Origin of the sequence: Pseudomonas sp. Root329, assembly GCF_001424925.1 — a bacterium.
Lineage (GTDB): Bacteria > Pseudomonadota > Gammaproteobacteria > Pseudomonadales > Pseudomonadaceae > Aquipseudomonas > Aquipseudomonas arabinosi.
Genome location: NZ_LMCV01000001.1, coordinates 537,634 through 554,005 on the forward strand (window position 1 = coordinate 537,634; position 16,372 = coordinate 554,005).

Here is a 16,372-nt window from a genome sequence, read left to right on the forward strand (position 1 = left end):
TCACTGCTAAACCCCGGCCCGAGCCTTCATCTGTAACGACTCATGATGATCCAGCGCCCGCTCCACCAACAACTGCACCCCATCCGCCATGCGACTGAGCGCCAAGGCTACAGAACGGCGTGAGCCTTCCACATCGTCCGCCAGATCGGCAGCAATGGCGCTGATGGACAGCAGGTCTTCCGAGGCATTGGTCAGGAGGGCTTCGGTGTCGATATCGGGGGAAACGCTGAAGAGGTGATGTTTGCGGCGCTTGCCCGGTTTTTCATGGGGTGGGAAGTAGTAGGAAAAGACGCGGTCGGCGGCTTCCTTGAGTTTTTCGGCTTCGAGGGATGCTTCGGAACCGGTGTCGGTTTCCGGCGGGTTGGGAGTTGGTTTGAACATGGCAAAGATCCTTGTAGTGATGGAGCTGCCATTTTTCGTTTTCCAGACGAAAAGGGTGGCAGCTGTACGCGGACTGGAAAAACCGAGTAAGGATCAAACCCGGCAGACCCGAAGGTCTCCCACGCACAGCCGCCATAACTTGGAACTACGGAGCAAAAAAAGCGCCGCAGTATGTCATGTGCATTGATCCTGTTCTTCGGGTTTTCCAGACCCGATCGCTGAATTGGCAGCGACACACAAACGATAAAGATCAACGCAAAAACGCACCAGTCAGCGGGTTCCGGCATTGCTGTAGGCAGCGACGCCAGACTGCGTAGCCTCACTCCGTTCCTGCGGAGAAACTTTTAAACACAAATCCCCATTCGGCTCGCGAAGGTTGAAGAGTCCCAAAAAGGGACTGATCGGTCCTTTTTTGGGACTTGTCGATGATTGCTGTGGAGCGTTCTGAGGACAGATGTTTCAACACAAAAACTAGGTGTGTTCGAAATCCACCCCTCACTCCAGCCCTCTCCCCACGGGGGAGAGGGGGAAAGGGAGCAGATCTTCATGGTTTTCGTAACCTGAGTTCGACTCGGTTTTTCAGGTCGATGTATAGCGTAAGACACCTCGGTCAGTCCCCTCTACCCTCTGGGGAGAGGGTTAGGGTGAGGGGTGGATCTAACAGCCACCCAACATTTCAAATCATTACCCTAGCCGTAACGATCCACCACTCTGCTTGATTGATGCCCCCACCCAACACTCCTAAGGTGACTCCCACGACAGCGAACCCGTGGAGTGGTCATGACAACAACAATATCCCCCGACTCGCGATGGACGCGGCGGCGCAGCGAAAAGCAGCGGCGTCTCGAGCTGGTACGGGGTCTCGCCGACGGTGTGGTCTTGCCCACCGACAAAATCGTTGCGGCGCTGGAGGCGTTGATTCTGCCCGGCGACCGTGTGGTGCTGGAGGGCAATAACCAGAAGCAGGCGGATTTCCTCTCCCGCTCCCTGGCCAAGGCTGATCCCGCGAAGTTGCATGATCTGCACATGATCATGCCCAGCGTCGGACGCTCCGAGCATCTGGACCTGTTTGAACGCGGCATCGCCCGCAAGCTCGACTTCTCTTTCGCCGGCACCCAAAGCCTGCGTATCAGCCAGTTGCTGGAAGACGGCCTGCTGGAAATCGGTGCAATTCACACCTACATCGAGCTCTATGCGCGACTGGTGGTCGACTTGATTCCCAACGTCGTGCTCTCGGCCGGTTTCATGGCCGACCGCGCCGGCAACATCTACACCGGCCCAAGCACCGAGGACACCCCGGCATTGATCGAACCGGCCGCCTTCAGCGACGGCATCGTCATCGTTCAGGTCAATCAGTTGGTGGACGATGTCACTGACCTGCCTCGCGTGGACATTCCCGCGTCCTGGGTGGATTTCGTGGTGGTGGCCGACAAGCCGTTCTACATCGAACCGCTGTTCACCCGCGATCCGCGCCACATCAAGCCTGTGCACGTGTTGATGGCGATGATGGCGATCCGCGGAATCTACGAAAAACACAACGTCCAGTCCCTGAACCACGGTATCGGTTTCAACACCGCGGCCATCGAATTGATCCTGCCGACCTACGGCGAATCCCTCGGCCTGAAGGGCAAGATCTGCCGCAACTGGACGCTCAATCCGCACCCAACCTTGATCCCGGCCATCGAAAGCGGCTGGGTCGAAAGCGTGCATTGCTTCGGCACCGAATTGGGCATGGAAAACTACATCGCCGCCCGTCCCGACGTGTTCTTTACCGGACGCGATGGCTCTCTGCGTTCCAACCGGATGTTCTGCCAACTGGCCGGGCAATACGCGGTGGACCTGTTCATCGGCGCCACCCTGCAAGTCGACGGCGACGGCCATTCCTCCACCGTGACGCGCGGAAGACTCGCCGGTTTCGGCGGTGCGCCGAACATGGGCCATGACCCGCGCGGCCGTCGTCACGGCACCCCAGCCTGGCTCGATATGCGCCATGACGATGCGCCCGAAGCGCTGCTGGAACGGGGCAAAAAACTCGTGGTGCAAATGGTCGAAACCTTCCAAGAGGGCGGCAAACCGACCTTCGTCGAAACCCTCGACGCCGTGGAAGTGGCGAAGAAAAGCGGCATGCCGCTGGCACCGATCATGATCTACGGCGACGACGTCACCCACCTGCTGACCGAAGAAGGCATCGCCTATCTCTACAAGGCGCGTTCGCTGGAAGAGCGTCAGGCGATGATCGCGGCCGTGGCCGGAGTCACCGTTATCGGTCTGCGCCACAACCCGAAAGACACCGCGCGCATGCGCCGCGAAGGCCTGATCGCCTTGCCCGAAGACCTCGGCATCCGCCGCACCGACGCCACCCGCGAATTGCTCGCCGCCAAAAGCGTGGCCGATCTGGTCGAGTGGTCCGGTGGTCTCTACAACCCGCCCGCCAAGTTCAGGAGCTGGTAATGCACGCATTTAACCTGCAACCAAAAACCCTGTCCCTGGCTGAGCAGTTGGCGGACCTGGCCGTCGATGTGCTGATCGACGAAGCTGACCTGTCGCCGAAACCGGCGCTGGTCGATCGCCGTGGCAATGGCGCGCACACCGATTTGCACCTTGGGCTGATGCACGCTTCGGCGCTGTCCCTGTGGCCTGCGTTCAAGGAAATGGCGGAAGCGGCCATCGAGTTCGGCGAAGTCGGTTTGCCGCTGCGTGAAGCCATTGGCCTGATCGGTCGTGAAGGCGAGGAAGTGATGCTCGCCACCACGGGCGGCGTGAATACCCATCGCGGCGCCATCTGGGCCTTGGGCCTGTTGGTCGCTGCTGCCGCGCTGGAATCCACGAATACCAAGGCAAGCGCCGTGACGTTGCATGCCGCACGTCTGGCCTTGCTCGACGACCGTTACGCGCCGCGTCCTCTGAGCCACGGTGCGCAAGTCGCCCAGCGTTACGGCGCACGCGGTGCCCGTGAAGAAGCGCAGCTCGGCTTCCCGGCGGTGATTCAACGGGCGCTGCCACAACTCAAACGCAGCCGCGCCCTAGGCCACGGCGAACAGAACGCCCGGCTCGATGCCTTGCTGGCGATCATGACGAATCTGGCCGACACCTGCGTGCTCTACCGCGCAGGCGAACAAGGCCTGCAGACCATGCAACTCGGCGCCCAAGCCGTGCTCGACGCGGGCGGCAGTGCCAGCCTCGCCGGCCGCCGCCGTTTGCATGAGCTGGACCAACAACTCATCGCGTTGAATGCCTCGCCCGGCGGTGCTGCCGACTTGCTCGCAGCCTGCCTGTTCATCGACCGCATCGAGTCTGGCGACGGCCTCATCCAGGGAGCTTTCTGATGGAAACCTTATCTTTTGAATTCCCCGCCGGGCAGCCGCCACGCGGCCGGACGCTGGTGGGCTGTGTCGGCTCGGGCGATCTGGAAGTGCTGATCGAACCAGGCCAGGCCGGCAAGCTGACAATCAAAGTTCAGACCTCGGTCAACGGCGCCGAACAACGCTGGCAGCATCTGTTTGCGCGGATGTTCGACGGTCAGACACCGCCGGCGATGGCGATCGATATCCACGATTTCGGCGCGACGCCGGGCGTGGTGCGCTTGCGTCTGGAACAAGGCTTTGAGGAGATCGGCCATGACTGATCTCCTCCAGCCCTCCCTACAAAGACGCAGCTTCGTCGAACTCGGTGCCCGGCAACGTGCCAAGGCCTTGCTCGACGCTGGCACCTTCCGCGAATTGCTCGACCCGTTTCAGCGCGTCATGTCGCCATGGCTGTCGCGCCAGGGCGTGGTGCCGCAAGCCGATGACGGCGTGGTGATCGCCAAGGGCAGCATCGGCGGTTTGCCGGTGGTGATCGCCGCGATCGAAGGTGCATTTCAGGGTGGCAGTCTCGGTGAGGTCGGCGGGGCGAAGATTGCCGGTGCGCTGGAACTCGCCGCCGAAGACAACCGCAATGGCATTCCCACGCGTGCCGTGTTGCTGCTGGAAACCGGCGGCGTGCGTTTGCAGGAAGCCAACCTTGGGCTGGCGGCGATTGCCGATATTCATGCGGCGATTGTCGATCTGCGCCAATACCAGCCAGTGGTTGGTGTGGTGGCCGGCAGCGTTGGCTGCTTTGGTGGGATGTCGATTGCGGCCGGGTTGTGCAGCTATTTGCTGGTGACTCAGGAAGCACGGCTTGGCCTCAACGGTCCGCAAGTGATCGAACAGGAAGCCGGGCTTGAAGAATACGACTCCCGTGATCGTCCCTTCATCTGGAGCCTGACTGGTGGCGAGCAACGCTTCGCCAGCGGATTGGTGGATCGTTTTGTCGCTGACGACGTGGCGCAGGTTCAGCAGCAGGTCAGTGAATTGCTTAAGCAAGGGTTGCCGGAACAACAACGCAGCCGTCAGGCCGAGCTGTTCCTGCAACGGCTGGCCCGTCTGGACGCCGAGCCGCAAATCGAGCCGTATACGGTTCGCGATCTGTATCAAGGAGAGCGCTCATGAGTTCGTATTCCCTGAGAGGTTTGAACTGGTTCAACGCCTTGAGTGCGGGCGCGAAACCGGTGGACGGTTTGCCCGCTTCATTGAAGGTTGCCGACGGTGTCTTGGGTGACCAGCCCGTTCGCTTTATCGCGGTGGTGGCTGATCCCGACAACCGTTTCGTCCGCGCCCGCAATGGCGAGGTCGGTTTGCTGGAAGGTTGGGGACTGGCCAAAGCCGTGGATGAAGTCATCGCAGCCGATCTGGATAAACCGCACAAGCGCGCCTTGATCGCCATCGTCGATGTGCCGAGCCAGGCCTACGGTCGGCGGGAAGAAGCGCTCGGCATTCATCAGGCCTTGGCCGGTGCGGCAGACAGTTATGCCCGCGCCCGACTGGCCGGCCATGCCGTGATCGGTTTGCTGGTGGGCAAGGCGATGTCCGGGGCGTTTCTCGCTCATGGGTATCAGGCCAATCGGCTGATCGCCCTGCGCGATCCCGGCGTGATGGTTCACGCGATGGGCAAGGCTTCGGCGGCGCGGGTGACGTTGCGCAGCGTCGAAGAACTCGAAGCACTGGCCGCCAGCGTGCCGCCGATGGCGTACGACATCGACAGCTACGCGAGCCTTGGTTTGCTCTGGGAAACCTTGTCGGTGGAACAGATCGAGCAGCCGACGGCGGCGGATCTGATACGGGTGGCTGAATGCCTGACCCAGGCAATTGGCGATGTCGCCACCAGTGGCCGCGACCTGAGCAGCCGCTTGGGCGCGAGCAACCGTGCAGCGTCGAGCCAGGTTCGCCAATTGCTGAGAGCGCAGTGGTGAACACGCTTCTGGCCCACGACCTGCTCTGGGGGATGACCCCGGAGCAGTTGCCTGCGGATGCACCTTCGTGGGTGATCGAGTCGATCAGTGCGGGTCAACCGGTGGTGGTTCGGCGTGCGTTGAGCGCGGCGGATCACATCGCGGTCGGGGTGCGTGGGCGTTTGCGTGAGCAGCGGTATGCGACGGTGATGTCGGTCGATGCGATCCAGCGTCAAGTCCGGCCGGAAGCGCTTTGCCATGTCTCGATTGATCGGGACTTGCCGGCAGTGCGCGCCCTCAATCAACTGCGGCCGATGCTCGATTCCTGTGAGTGGGTGTGGGGTGTCAGCGGCAGCGCCGGGTTTGAATTGGCCAGCGGTTTTCAGGCATTGCACGAGGGCAGCGACCTCGACTTGATCCTGCGTACACCGCAGCCGTTGGATCGTTCTCAGGCACAGGAAATGCTGAGGGTGTTTGATGCGTCTTTCTGCAAGGTGGACATGCAATTGCAGACACCTTTCGGCGCTGTCGCCCTGCGTGAATGGGCCGGTCCCTCGCAACGGGTGCTGCTAAAAAACGCCAGTGAAGCCTGTCTGGTAATCAATCCCTGGAACCCGCAGGAGCAAGCAGCGTGAGCAGTTTGCTGGTGTTCCCCGGCCAGGGCGCGCAGCAGCCGGGCATGCTGCATCGTTTGCCTGTGGAAACGGTGATCGAGGCAAGTGAAGTCCTCGGGGAAGACGCTTTTCTTCTGGATTCTGCCGAAGCGCTGAAGTCGACAAGAGCGGTTCAGCTCTGCCTGCTGATCGCCGGCGTCGCGGCTTCACGCCAGTTGTTAATGACGGCGGATTACGTGGCGGGATTGTCCATCGGCGCCTACCCGGCAGCGGTGGTCGCCGGCGCCTTGAGTTTCAGCGATGCGTTGCATCTGGTCAGCCTGCGCGGTGAGCTGATGCAGCAGGCTTATCCACAAGGCTTCGGCATGACCGCGATCATCGGTCTGGATCTGGCCACGGTGGAAGAGTTGCTGGCGCAGGTTCACAGCGACGACACGCCGGTTTACCTGGCCAACATCAACGCCGATAACCAGGTGGTCATTGCCGGCAGCGATGGCGCGATGAAAGCGGTCGCCGAGTTGGCGAAAGGTCGCGGTGCAGGTCTGGCCAAACGTCTGGCCGTCAGCGTCCCGTCCCACTGCCCGTTGCTGGAAACACCGGCGAAAACCCTGGCCGAAGCCTTCGCCAAGGTGCAGCTGAAAACACCGACACTGGGCTACCTGAGCGGCAGTCGCGCCCGGCCCGTTATCAACACGGAAGCCTTGCGCGACGACCTGGCGTTCAACATGTGCCGCGTGGTGGATTGGCGCGGCACGGTACAAAGCGCTTACGAGCGCGGCGTACGTCTACAGATCGAACTGCCGCCCGGTGCGGTGCTGACCGGGCTGGCGCGCCGGGTGTTCGAGCAGGGCACTGTGATTGCCTTCGACGGTGCGCGGCTCGATACCTTGCAGGCGCTGTTGCGTGAGGAGGGAAGCCGCCAACCCTAGAACACCGACTCAGGCCTTCGAACAACAAAAACAACATTCGACGATGCACTTTGAGGACAACAACAATGATTATTTACGGTGTGGCGCTGTTGGCGATTTGTACGCTGGCAGGGGTAATCGTAGGCGACATGCTCGGCATGTTGCTGGGTGTGAAATCAAACGTCGGCGGCGTCGGGATCGCGATGATCCTGTTGATCTGTGCGCGGTTATGGATGCAAAAACGCGGCGGCATGACCAAGGATTGCGAGATGGGCGTCGGTTTCTGGGGCGCCATGTACATTCCCGTGGTGGTCGCGATGGCCGCGCAACAGAACGTCGTCACCGCCCTGCACGGTGGCCCGGTTGCGGTGCTGGCGGCAATCGGTTCGGTGGTGATCTGCGGCTGCACCATTGCCCTGATCAGCCGGACTCACAAAGGCGAACCGTTGCCCGATGAACCGGCGGAAATAACGCCGGTCGGCACTCCAGTAGGAGGTCGCTGATATGTGGGAACTCATTGAGAAGGGTCTGGCCACTAACAGTCTGGTCACCGCGTTCGCGTTCGTTGGTGTGATCATGTGGGTGTCGGTGGTGTTGTCCAAGCGCCTGACGTTCGGACGGATTCACGGTTCGGCGATTGCCATCGTCATCGGGCTTGTTCTGGCCTGGGTCGGCGGCACCATGACTGGCGGGCAAAAAGGCTTGGCGGACCTGACGCTGTTTTCCGGCATCGGTCTGATGGGCGGCGCGATGCTGCGGGACTTTGCGATCGTCGCCACGGCGTTCGAAGTGCAGGCTACCGAAGCGAAAAAGGCGGGTTTGATCGGTGTGATTGCGCTGCTGCTGGGCACGATCCTGCCATTCATTGTCGGGGCGAGCATGGCCTGGGTGTTCGGTTATCGCGATGCGATCAGCATGACCACCATCGGCGCGGGTGCGGTGACCTACATCGTCGGGCCGGTGACCGGGGCGGCGATTGGTGCCAGTTCGGATGTGGTGGCGTTGTCGATTGCCACCGGGTTGATCAAGGCGATTTTTGTGATGGTCGGCACACCGATGGCGGCACGCTGGATGGGGCTGGATAACCCGCGCTCGGCGATGGTGTTTGGTGGGTTGGCCGGGACTGTGAGCGGTGTGACGGCCGGGTTGGCGGCGACGGATCGGCGGTTGGTGCCTTATGGCGCGTTGACGGCGACGTTCCACACCGGGCTTGGGTGCTTGCTGGGGCCTTCGCTGCTGTACTTCATTGTTCGCGGGATTGTGGGGTAGGGCTTTGGTTCTTTGTTGAATTTACCGCCCCCTTCGCGAGCAAGCCCGCTCCCACATTGGAATGCATTTCCCTGTGGGAGCGGGCTTGGTCTCAAACCTGGCGATTCGCATACATCCGACACTCAGCCAGCAACGCCAACAGATTCGGATCCCGCTCCTTGGCCTTCAAAAACACCACCCCGATGTGCTGCTGCAACCGATACTTTTCCTGCAACGGAATCAGCTTCACCCTGTTCTCATACACCGCTGCAATCCGCCCCGGCAGCAACGCATAACCCACGCCCGAGCTGACCATGCTCAGCAGGGTGAAGATGTCGTTGACCTGCATCGCCACCTTCGGTTCGAACCCCGCCTGCTTGAACACCCGATTACCGTCCTGGTGCGTGGCAAAGCCCTGGGTCAGTGTAATGAAGGTCTCATCGCGCACTTCGGCAAGGTCGACTTCGGTCCGTTGGGCAAACCTTGAATCAGCCGGTGTGGCGAGAAAGATGTCGTCGGAAAACAGCTGAATCTGCTCGCAGTCCGGGTCGTTGACGCTCTCGTCCAGCGACACCAGGATCGCGTCGACTTCCATGTTCTTGAGCTTGTACAGCAGGTCGAAGTTCGAGCCGAGGATCAGGTCGATATTGAGTTCGCTGCGGCGGATCTTCAGGCCCATGATCAGCTGCGGCACGGTCTTCACCGTCAGCGAATACAGTGAACCGAGCTTGAAGCGCTCGGCGGAGAACCCGGCGGCTTCGCGGGTCAGGCGCACGGTTTCGACCACGTCCTGAATCAGCTTCTGCGCCCGTTCTTCCAGCACATAAGCGCTTTCCAACGGCGTGAGATTGCGGCCCTCGTGCTTGAACAGCGGGCAGCGCAGGGCGCTTTCCAGGGAGTGGATCGCCCGGTGCACGCTGACGTTGCTGGTCTGCAATTCGGCGGCAGCCCGGGCCAGGTTGCCGGTGCGCATGAAGGCCAGGAACACCTCGAGTTTTTTCAGGGTCAACTCTTCATCGATCAGCATGATGCAGACTCTTATTCGAATGGCCTGATTGTGCCCAATTCCTCCGGGGCCCGCAGGCCTTTGTAGGAGCTGCCGAAGGCTGCGATCTTTTGACCTTCAGCCCTTCAAGATCAAAAGATCGCAGCCTTCGGCAGCTCCTACACGGGATTGCGCTATACGGAAACATTGCGCTTTTAACCTTCAGGCGTGAGCCTTACGCGAGGTTGCAACGAATCTTGAGGTGAGAAACACATGTATCACGGGGAAAGATTGAACGCCTGGACGCATCTGGTCGGGGCGGTGGCAGCGGTGGTCGGGGTGGTGTGGATGCTGGTGATCGCCGGCATGGATGGCAGCCCCTGGAAGATCGTCAGCGTGGCAATTTACGGGTTTACCTTGCTGGTGCTTTACAGCGCGTCGACCGTTTACCACAGCGTGCGTGGGCGCAAGAAAGCGATCATGCAGAAGGTCGATCACTTTTCGATCTACCTGCTGATTGCCGGCAGCTACACGCCATTCTGTCTCGTGACGCTACGCGGGCCGTGGGGCTGGACGTTGTTCGGAATTGTCTGGGGATTGGCGTTGATCGGCATCCTGCAAGAGATCAAACCGCGCTCGGAGGCGCGGATTCTGTCGATCGTGATCTACGCGGTGATGGGCTGGATCGTACTGGTGGCGGTCAAACCGTTACTGGCGGCGTTGGGCCCTGTCGGTTTTACTTGGTTGGCGTCGGGCGGGGTGTTGTACACCGTGGGCATTATCTTTTTTGCCCTCGATCATCGTCTGCGCCATGCCCACGGGATCTGGCATCTGTTCGTGATCGCCGGGAGTTTGCTGCACTTCGTGGCGATTTTGTTTTATGTCCTTTAAGGCTGCTATGAGATCAAGCGATCCAGTTGTGCCTGCGCCCGTCGGCTGAACACCTGCAACAAGTCGCTCAGGGTGTGGGGCGGTGGTTCGTCGGCGCGGGTGACCGCATACAACGTGATCGGTAGTGCTGGCGCCAGAGGTCGAATCGCCGTGGTGGCGGGGGATGCGCCGAGCGCGGTAAACGGATCGATCACTGCCAGCCCGGCACCGGACTCAACCATCGCCCGCGCCAGCGAATAGGTCTGTACGGCGATGCGAACCCGTGGCGGCGGATCGACCGCTTCAAGGTAGCTGTCGAGTCTGGCCGCCAGCGGGTCGGCGCTGGACAGGCCGATCAGCGGCGCACCGGCCAGTTCGATCAATGGCAACGGTTGGCTCAAGGCGTCGTCGGTCCAATAGCCCAACGGCGCCAGCGCCACCAAAACCCCGCAGGCCAGGGCTTGCGCCTTCAAGCCTGGATGATCTGGCGGTTGCAAGGTCAGCGCGACATCCACTTCGCGCATCAACAAATTCTGCATCAGCTCACGGCTGTGGGCGCTGGACAGTTCGCAGACGATGTCCGGGTAACGTTGCGTCCACTCATTGATGGCCGGCGGCAGCAGCGACAGGGCCAGCGCCGGGATCGCACCGATCCGTACGCTGTGACCCGGCTCGCGCCGCAGGCTCTGGGCCAGACGTCGCACGCCTTGCAGGCTTTCGGTGACCTTGTCGACCTCGCGCTCAAGCTCCAGCGCTTCGGGCGTAGCCTGCAATTTACCGCGCACCCGCAGGAACAACGGAAAGCCCAGTTGCTGTTCGGCGTGTTGCAGCACTTTGCTCACCGCCGGCTGCGATACGTGCAGCAACTGCGCGGCGCCACTGACCGAACCGGTCTGGCGAATGGCCTGGAAAATCTCGATGTGTCGCAGTCGCATGGCAAGTCCATAACCTTTGTTTATGGGTCAGGCATCTTTAAGCATTGTTCAACGCCTGTCACCTGGTCCTAACCTGAAGCCTGTTTCAACAACGGTTAAGGACAGACATGGCTCAGCGGGTTTGCATCATCGGTGGTGGCGTCATCGGGCTGACGACAGCTTACGCACTGGTTCGCGACGGCATCGACGTGACGCTGATCGAGGCCCGGGATTCGCTGGGCAGCGAGACCAGTTTCGCCAACGGCGGCCAGTTGTCCTACCGTTACGTCGCGCCGCTGGCCGATGCCGGCGTCCCATTGCAGGCGCTTGGCTGGATGCTGCGCGGTGACTCGCCGTTGAAACTGCGTCCGCGCCTGGACCCGGCGCAATGGCGCTGGATGGCGTCCTTCCTGGCGGCCTGCCGTCGTTCGGTGAATCAGCGCAACGGCGCGCACCTGCTGCGTCTGGCGTTGCTGAGTCAGTCCACGCTGCAAGGCTGGCGCGACGAAGACCGTCTCGACGGTTTCGACTGGCGGCGCAACGGCAAACTGGTGACGTTTCGTGAAACCGCGAGTTTCGAACACGCTCGCCATGGCCTCGCCGATCCGCGACAGCAGCATGTGCTGTCGAGGGCCGAATGCGCACAGTTGGAGCCTGCACTGGCCGAGGCGCCGTTTGTGGGCGCGATTTATACGCCTGACGAAGAGGTCGCCGATTGCCATGCTTTCTGCCAGCAACTGCAGGCTCGACTCCAGGCGTCGGGGCGTTGCGAGTTTTTGCTCGGGCGCAAGGTCACCGGCATTCGCCACGCGGACGGCGCGGTGCAGGCCGTCGAAATGGGTTCGCAAGTGCTGCCGGTCGAGCAGCTGGTGATTGCCGCCGGTCATCGCAGTCCGGCGCTGGCGCTGCCGGGCATGAACCTGCCGCTGTATCCGCTCAAGGGCTACAGCCTGACCTTGCCGATCCGCGCCGAACATCGTGCGCCGGAGCTGAGCATCACCGATTACAACCGCAAGATCGTTTACGCCCGCATCGGTGAACAACTGCGCGTGGCGGCGATGGTCGACATTGTCGGTTTCGACCCGGCGGTCGACCCCAAACGCCTGGCGCTGATCAAGCGCCAGGCACAGGAAACCTTGCCCAATGCCGGTGATTACGACGCCGCCATCGAATGGGCCGGCATGCGCCCGGCCACCCCCAGCGGCGTGCCGTTGATCGGCGCCACGGCGTACCGCAATCTCTGGCTCAACCTCGGTCATGGCGCCCTGGGTTTTACCCTGGCCTGTGGCAGCGCCCGAGTGCTCAGCGAGTTGATCGCCCGGCGCACACCTTCAATCGAAATGCACGGCCTCGCCCCCCGCGTCGCCTGACTTGAAAAGGAAAAACCGATGAGCATCAACCGTATCAACAGCAACAGCCGACTCTCTGGCGCGGTGACCTTTGGCGATCTGGTGTTTCTCTCGGGACAGGTTCCGGGTGACAGCACCGACGTCACCAGCCAAACCGCTGAGGTGCTGGCGAAAATCGATGCGTTGTTGGCCGAAGCTGGCAGCGACAAGGATCATCTGCTCAACGCGACCATTTACCTGAACGACATTGGCCGCGACTTTGCCGCCATGAACGAGGTCTGGTCGCAGTGGCTGTCACCGGGCAACGCGCCGACCCGCACCACCTTGCAAGCGCAACTGGCCCGTCCAGAGGTTCTGGTGGAAATCACCGTGATCGCCGCCCGCCGCTAATCGCTCTACCCACAACGGAGAATAACAATGCAAAAAATCACGTTGATCGGCTGCACCCTCGGCCTGCTGCTCGCCAGCCAGGTCCAGGCCAACGAAGCGCCGCTGACCGGCACGCTGAACAAGGTTGCCAATGCCAAGAGCATCACGCTGGGCTATCGCGACGCGTCGGTGCCGTTCTCCTACGTGGGTGATCACACGGGGCAGCCGATGGGCTATTCGGTGGACCTGGCGAGCAAGATTGTCGAGCGCATCAAGCAAAAACTCGAGCTTCCGGATCTGCAGGTGAAGTACAACCTGGTGACCTCGCAAACGCGCATTCCGTTGGTGCAGAACGGCACGGTCGACCTTGAGTGCGGCTCCACCGGCGTGACCGCCGAGCGCATGCAGCAAGTGGCGTTTTCCTACGGGTTTATCTATGTGAAGGGGCAGTTGCTCACGGCGAAGGACAGCGGCATCAAAAGCTTCGCCGACCTGCGCGGCAAGAACGTCGTGACCACCGCCGGCACCACCAACGAGCGGTTTCTGAAGAGCTACAACATCGATCACAAGATCGATATGTTCGTGATCAGCGCCAAGGACCACGGCGAAGCCTTCCAGATGCTGCAGTCAGGTCGGGCGGCGGCGTTCTATATGGATGACGCGCTGCTTTACGGTGAGCGTGCCAAGGCTCGCGATCCGCATAACTGGGTTGTGGTGGGTGAGGAGCAGTCGCGGGAAATCTACAGCTGCATGGTGCGCAAGGATGATCCGCAGTTTCTTGCGTTGGTGAACTCGACACTCGCCGATCTGTACAGTTCGGGTGAGATCAATGGCATCTACCAGCGCTGGTTCCAGCAACCGATTCCGCCCAAAGGCCTGAACCTGGAATTCCCGATGACCAGCGAGCTGAAAGCAATCATCGCCAAACCGGTGAGTGATCCGGTGCAATAGTTTCTGTTTTTTATGTCTTGTAGACCGCGTCGCCGGCCTTCGCGAGCAAGCCCGCTCCCACATTTGATCTGTGTCGTTCAGAGATCAAGTGTGGGAGCGGGCTTGCTCGCGAAGAGGCCCTAGAAGTCACCCCAAAGCTGCTGGGCCACAGCCAACGCCACCACCGGCGCGGTCTCGGTGCGCAACACCCGAGGACCGAGGCGGGCAGCATGGAACCCCGCCGATTTAGCCTGATCGACTTCAGCATCGGACAACCCGCCTTCCGGGCCGATCAAAAACGCCAGCGTCGCCGGTTTCGCATGGCTCACCAATGGTTCGGCCACCGGATGCAGTACCAATTTCAATTCGGCCTCCGTCTGCTTCAGCCAATCGGCCAGCAGCAGCGGCGGATGAATCACCGGCACCCGTGAACGCCCGCACTGCTCGCAAGCGCTGATTGCCACCTGGCGCCAGTGCATCAGGCGTTTGTCGGCGCGTTCATCCTTCAGCCGGACTTCACAGCGGTCGCTGAAGATCGGGGTGATTTCAGTGACGCCCAGTTCGGTGGCTTTCTGAATCGCCCAATCCATCCGCTCGCCACGGGACAAGCCCTGGCCGAGATGGATCGACAATGGCGACTCGACCTGCCCGGCGAAGCTTTCATCGATCTGCACCACGACGCGCTTCTTGCCGACCTCCACCAGCGTGGCGCGAAACTCATGCCCCGAACCGTCGAACAGTTGCAGCGCATCACCCTCGGCCATGCGCAGCACGCGGCTGATGTAATGGGCCTGGGCCTCGGGCAACTCGTGTTCGCCGGTGCTCAAGGGGGCGTCGATAAAGAAGCGGGACAGTCTCATCTTGGGTCTCTGGAAAGTGTTAATCATCTGAATCGGTGTCGACTTCATTCGCGAGCAAGCCCGCTCCCACATTGGAATGCGGTCAACTGTGGGAGCGGGCTTGCTCGCGAAGGCGGCGGCCCGGACACCACAGAATCCCAAATAACTTAGCCCGGATCGCGGAAGCCCGGGTGGAAGTCTTTCGGCACCGAAACACTGACGCTGTCACGGGTGGCAATGTCGATGCCTTCGCTGGCCACTTCGGCCAGAAAGTCGATCTGTTCAGGCGTGATCACGTACGGCGGCAGGAAGTACACCACGCTGCCCAACGGACGAAGTAAAGCACCACGCTCCAACGCATGCTGGAACACTTTCAAGCCGCGACGTTCCTGCCACGGATACGCTTCCTTGGTGGCCTTGTCCTTGACCATCTCGATGGCCAGCACCATGCCGGTCTGGCGCACTTCCGAAACGTTCGGGTGATCGGCCAGGTGCGCGGTGGCGCTGGCCATGCGCTGAGACAGGGCCTTGTTGTTCTCGATGACGTTGTCTTCTTCGAAGATATCCAGCGTCGCCAAGGCTGCCGCGCACGCCAGGGGATTGCCGGTGTAGCTGTGGGAGTGCAGGAAGGCGCGCAGGGTCGGGTAGTCGTCGTAGAACGCGCTGTAGACATCTTCGGTGGTGACGCAGGCCGCCAGCGGCAGGTAACCGCCGGTCAGGGCCTTGGACAGGCAGAGGAAGTCCGGACGGATGCCGGCCTGTTCGCAGGCGAACATCGTCCCGGTGCGGCCGAAGCCGACGGCGATTTCGTCGTGGATCAGGTGCACGCCATAGCGGTCGCAGGCTTCGCGCAGCAGTTTCAGATAAACCGGGTGGTACATGCGCATGCCGCCGGCGCCCTGAATCAACGGCTCGACGATCACTGCGGCGACGGTGTCGTGATTCTCGGCCAGGGTCTGTTCCATGGCGGCGAACATGTTGCGCGAATGTTCCTCCCAGCTCATGCCTTCCGGACGCAGGTAGCAATCGGGGCTCGGCACCTTGATGGTGTCCAGCAGCAGGGCCTTGTAGGTTTCGGTGAACAGCGGCACGTCGCCCACCGACATCGCCGCCATGGTTTCGCCGTGGTAGCTGTTGGTCAGGGTGACGAAGCGCTTCTTGTTCGGCTGGCCGCGGTTGAGCCAATAGTGAAAGCTCATTTTCAGCGCGACTTCGATGCAGGACGAACCGTTATCGGCGTAGAAACATCGGGTCAGGCCTTCCGGCGTCATTTTCACCAGGCGCTCGGACAATTCGATCACTGGCTGATGGCTGAATCCGGCGAGGATTACGTGCTCCAGCTGATCAACCTGGTCCTTGATGCGCTGGTTGATCCGCGGGTTGGCGTGGCCAAACACGTTGACCCACCAGGAGCTGACGGCGTCGAGGTAGCGTTTGCCTTCGAAGTCTTCCAGCCAAACGCCTTCACCGCGTTTGATCGGGATCAGCGGCAGCTGTTCGTGGTCTTTCATCTGGGTGCAGGGATGCCACAACACCGCGAGATCGCGTTGCATCCACTGATTATTCAGGCCCATTTTCAGTCTCCTCGAGGCGGCTCGCGACGTGCGCGGGCAAACAATCGCGCAAGCCTATGCAATGCGCGACGTGGGGACAACCCATTGTGTGGATTGAGCTACTTTGTATAGGTGGATAGACGTCGCTGGCGGCCTTTTGA

18 protein-coding genes are annotated in these 16,372 nt (G+C 61.2%); 13 read left to right on the plus strand and 5 right to left on the minus strand.

Annotation, left to right across the window (positions count from 1 at the left end; genetic code table 11):
* Positions 1-6 precede the first annotated feature (6 nt).
* A complete protein-coding gene (locus tag ASC74_RS02500) occupies positions 7-381 on the minus strand; it encodes a DUF6124 family protein (protein ID WP_056738974.1) in 375 nt (124 codons plus the stop codon).
* A 780-nt stretch (positions 382-1,161) separates the two neighbouring features.
* Between ASC74_RS02500 and mdcA the strand changes: the two genes are divergently transcribed.
* From mdcA to madM, 9 genes are all read left to right on the plus strand, one after another.
* Complete coding sequence (gene mdcA / locus ASC74_RS02505) at positions 1,162-2,832, plus strand: malonate decarboxylase subunit alpha (protein ID WP_056738976.1); 1,671 nt, start codon at positions 1,162-1,164, stop codon at positions 2,830-2,832.
* On the plus strand, positions 2,832-3,707 hold the full coding sequence (locus ASC74_RS02510) for a triphosphoribosyl-dephospho-CoA synthase (RefSeq protein ID WP_056738977.1): 876 nt from the start codon (positions 2,832-2,834) through the stop codon (positions 3,705-3,707). The genes mdcA and ASC74_RS02510 overlap by 1 nt, the downstream gene beginning before the upstream one ends.
* A complete protein-coding gene (locus ASC74_RS02515) occupies positions 3,707-4,006 on the plus strand; it encodes a malonate decarboxylase subunit delta (protein WP_008026217.1) in 300 nt (99 codons plus the stop codon). Before ASC74_RS02510 ends, ASC74_RS02515 begins: the two co-directional genes overlap by 1 nt.
* Positions 3,999-4,853, plus strand: coding sequence for a biotin-independent malonate decarboxylase subunit beta (locus ASC74_RS02520; RefSeq protein ID WP_056738979.1), 855 nt, complete (start codon positions 3,999-4,001; stop codon positions 4,851-4,853). The genes ASC74_RS02515 and ASC74_RS02520 overlap by 8 nt, the downstream gene beginning before the upstream one ends.
* Positions 4,850-5,653 (plus strand): biotin-independent malonate decarboxylase subunit gamma, encoded by an 804-nt coding sequence (mdcE, locus tag ASC74_RS02525; protein WP_056738981.1) that lies wholly within the window; start codon positions 4,850-4,852, stop codon positions 5,651-5,653. Before ASC74_RS02520 ends, mdcE begins: the two co-directional genes overlap by 4 nt.
* A complete protein-coding gene (locus ASC74_RS02530) occupies positions 5,647-6,267 on the plus strand; it encodes a malonate decarboxylase holo-ACP synthase (RefSeq protein ID WP_056738983.1) in 621 nt (206 codons plus the stop codon). The genes mdcE and ASC74_RS02530 overlap by 7 nt, the downstream gene beginning before the upstream one ends.
* Entirely contained in the window at positions 6,264-7,175 is a 912-nt protein-coding gene (gene mdcH / locus ASC74_RS02535) for a malonate decarboxylase subunit epsilon (protein WP_056738984.1), read from the plus strand. The genes ASC74_RS02530 and mdcH overlap by 4 nt, the downstream gene beginning before the upstream one ends.
* Positions 7,176-7,240: 65 nt before the next feature.
* Positions 7,241-7,657: a malonate transporter subunit MadL gene (gene madL / locus ASC74_RS02540; RefSeq protein WP_056738986.1), complete on the plus strand. Its 417-nt coding sequence runs from the start codon at positions 7,241-7,243 to the stop codon at positions 7,655-7,657.
* Between the two features lies 1 nt (position 7,658).
* Positions 7,659-8,423 carry a malonate transporter subunit MadM gene (gene madM / locus ASC74_RS02545; protein WP_056738988.1) on the plus strand — a complete coding sequence of 255 codons (765 nt, stop codon included), beginning with the start codon at positions 7,659-7,661 and terminating at the stop codon, positions 8,421-8,423.
* 91 nt (positions 8,424-8,514) lie between these two features.
* Here madM and ASC74_RS02550 read toward each other — a convergent pair whose 3' ends face one another.
* Positions 8,515-9,429, minus strand: a complete 915-nt coding sequence (locus ASC74_RS02550) for a LysR family transcriptional regulator (protein ID WP_056738990.1) — start codon at positions 9,427-9,429, stop codon at positions 8,515-8,517.
* Between the two features lie 231 nt (positions 9,430-9,660).
* Here ASC74_RS02550 and trhA point away from each other — a divergent pair, with 231 nt between their 5' ends.
* Positions 9,661-10,278, plus strand: coding sequence for a PAQR family membrane homeostasis protein TrhA (gene trhA / locus ASC74_RS02555; RefSeq protein ID WP_046045249.1), 618 nt, complete (start codon positions 9,661-9,663; stop codon positions 10,276-10,278).
* A 5-nt stretch (positions 10,279-10,283) separates the two neighbouring features.
* Here trhA and ASC74_RS02560 read toward each other — a convergent pair whose 3' ends face one another.
* Positions 10,284-11,192 (minus strand): LysR family transcriptional regulator, encoded by a 909-nt coding sequence (locus ASC74_RS02560; RefSeq protein ID WP_056738992.1) that lies wholly within the window; start codon positions 11,190-11,192, stop codon positions 10,284-10,286.
* A 107-nt stretch (positions 11,193-11,299) separates the two neighbouring features.
* Here ASC74_RS02560 and ASC74_RS02565 point away from each other — a divergent pair, with 107 nt between their 5' ends.
* The 3 genes from ASC74_RS02565 to ASC74_RS02575 are packed head-to-tail and all read left to right on the plus strand — an operon-like array spanning position 11,300 to position 13,840.
* Positions 11,300-12,541: a D-amino acid dehydrogenase gene (locus ASC74_RS02565; RefSeq protein ID WP_056738994.1), complete on the plus strand. Its 1,242-nt coding sequence runs from the start codon at positions 11,300-11,302 to the stop codon at positions 12,539-12,541.
* 18 nt (positions 12,542-12,559) lie between these two features.
* Positions 12,560-12,910, plus strand: a complete 351-nt coding sequence (locus tag ASC74_RS02570; RefSeq protein ID WP_056738995.1) for a RidA family protein — start codon at positions 12,560-12,562, stop codon at positions 12,908-12,910.
* Positions 12,911-12,937: 27 nt separating this feature from the next.
* On the plus strand, positions 12,938-13,840 hold the full coding sequence (locus ASC74_RS02575) for a transporter substrate-binding domain-containing protein (RefSeq protein WP_046045252.1): 903 nt from the start codon (positions 12,938-12,940) through the stop codon (positions 13,838-13,840).
* A gap of 119 nt (positions 13,841-13,959) precedes the next feature.
* On the opposite strand, the gene ASC74_RS02580 is transcribed toward ASC74_RS02575, so the two are convergent.
* A complete protein-coding gene (locus tag ASC74_RS02580) occupies positions 13,960-14,679 on the minus strand; it encodes a 16S rRNA (uracil(1498)-N(3))-methyltransferase (protein WP_056738997.1) in 720 nt (239 codons plus the stop codon).
* A 146-nt stretch (positions 14,680-14,825) separates the two neighbouring features.
* Positions 14,826-16,232 carry an adenosylmethionine--8-amino-7-oxononanoate transaminase gene (locus ASC74_RS02585; protein WP_046045254.1) on the minus strand — a complete coding sequence of 469 codons (1,407 nt, stop codon included), beginning with the start codon at positions 16,230-16,232 and terminating at the stop codon, positions 14,826-14,828.
* Positions 16,233-16,372: the final 140 nt, after the last annotated feature.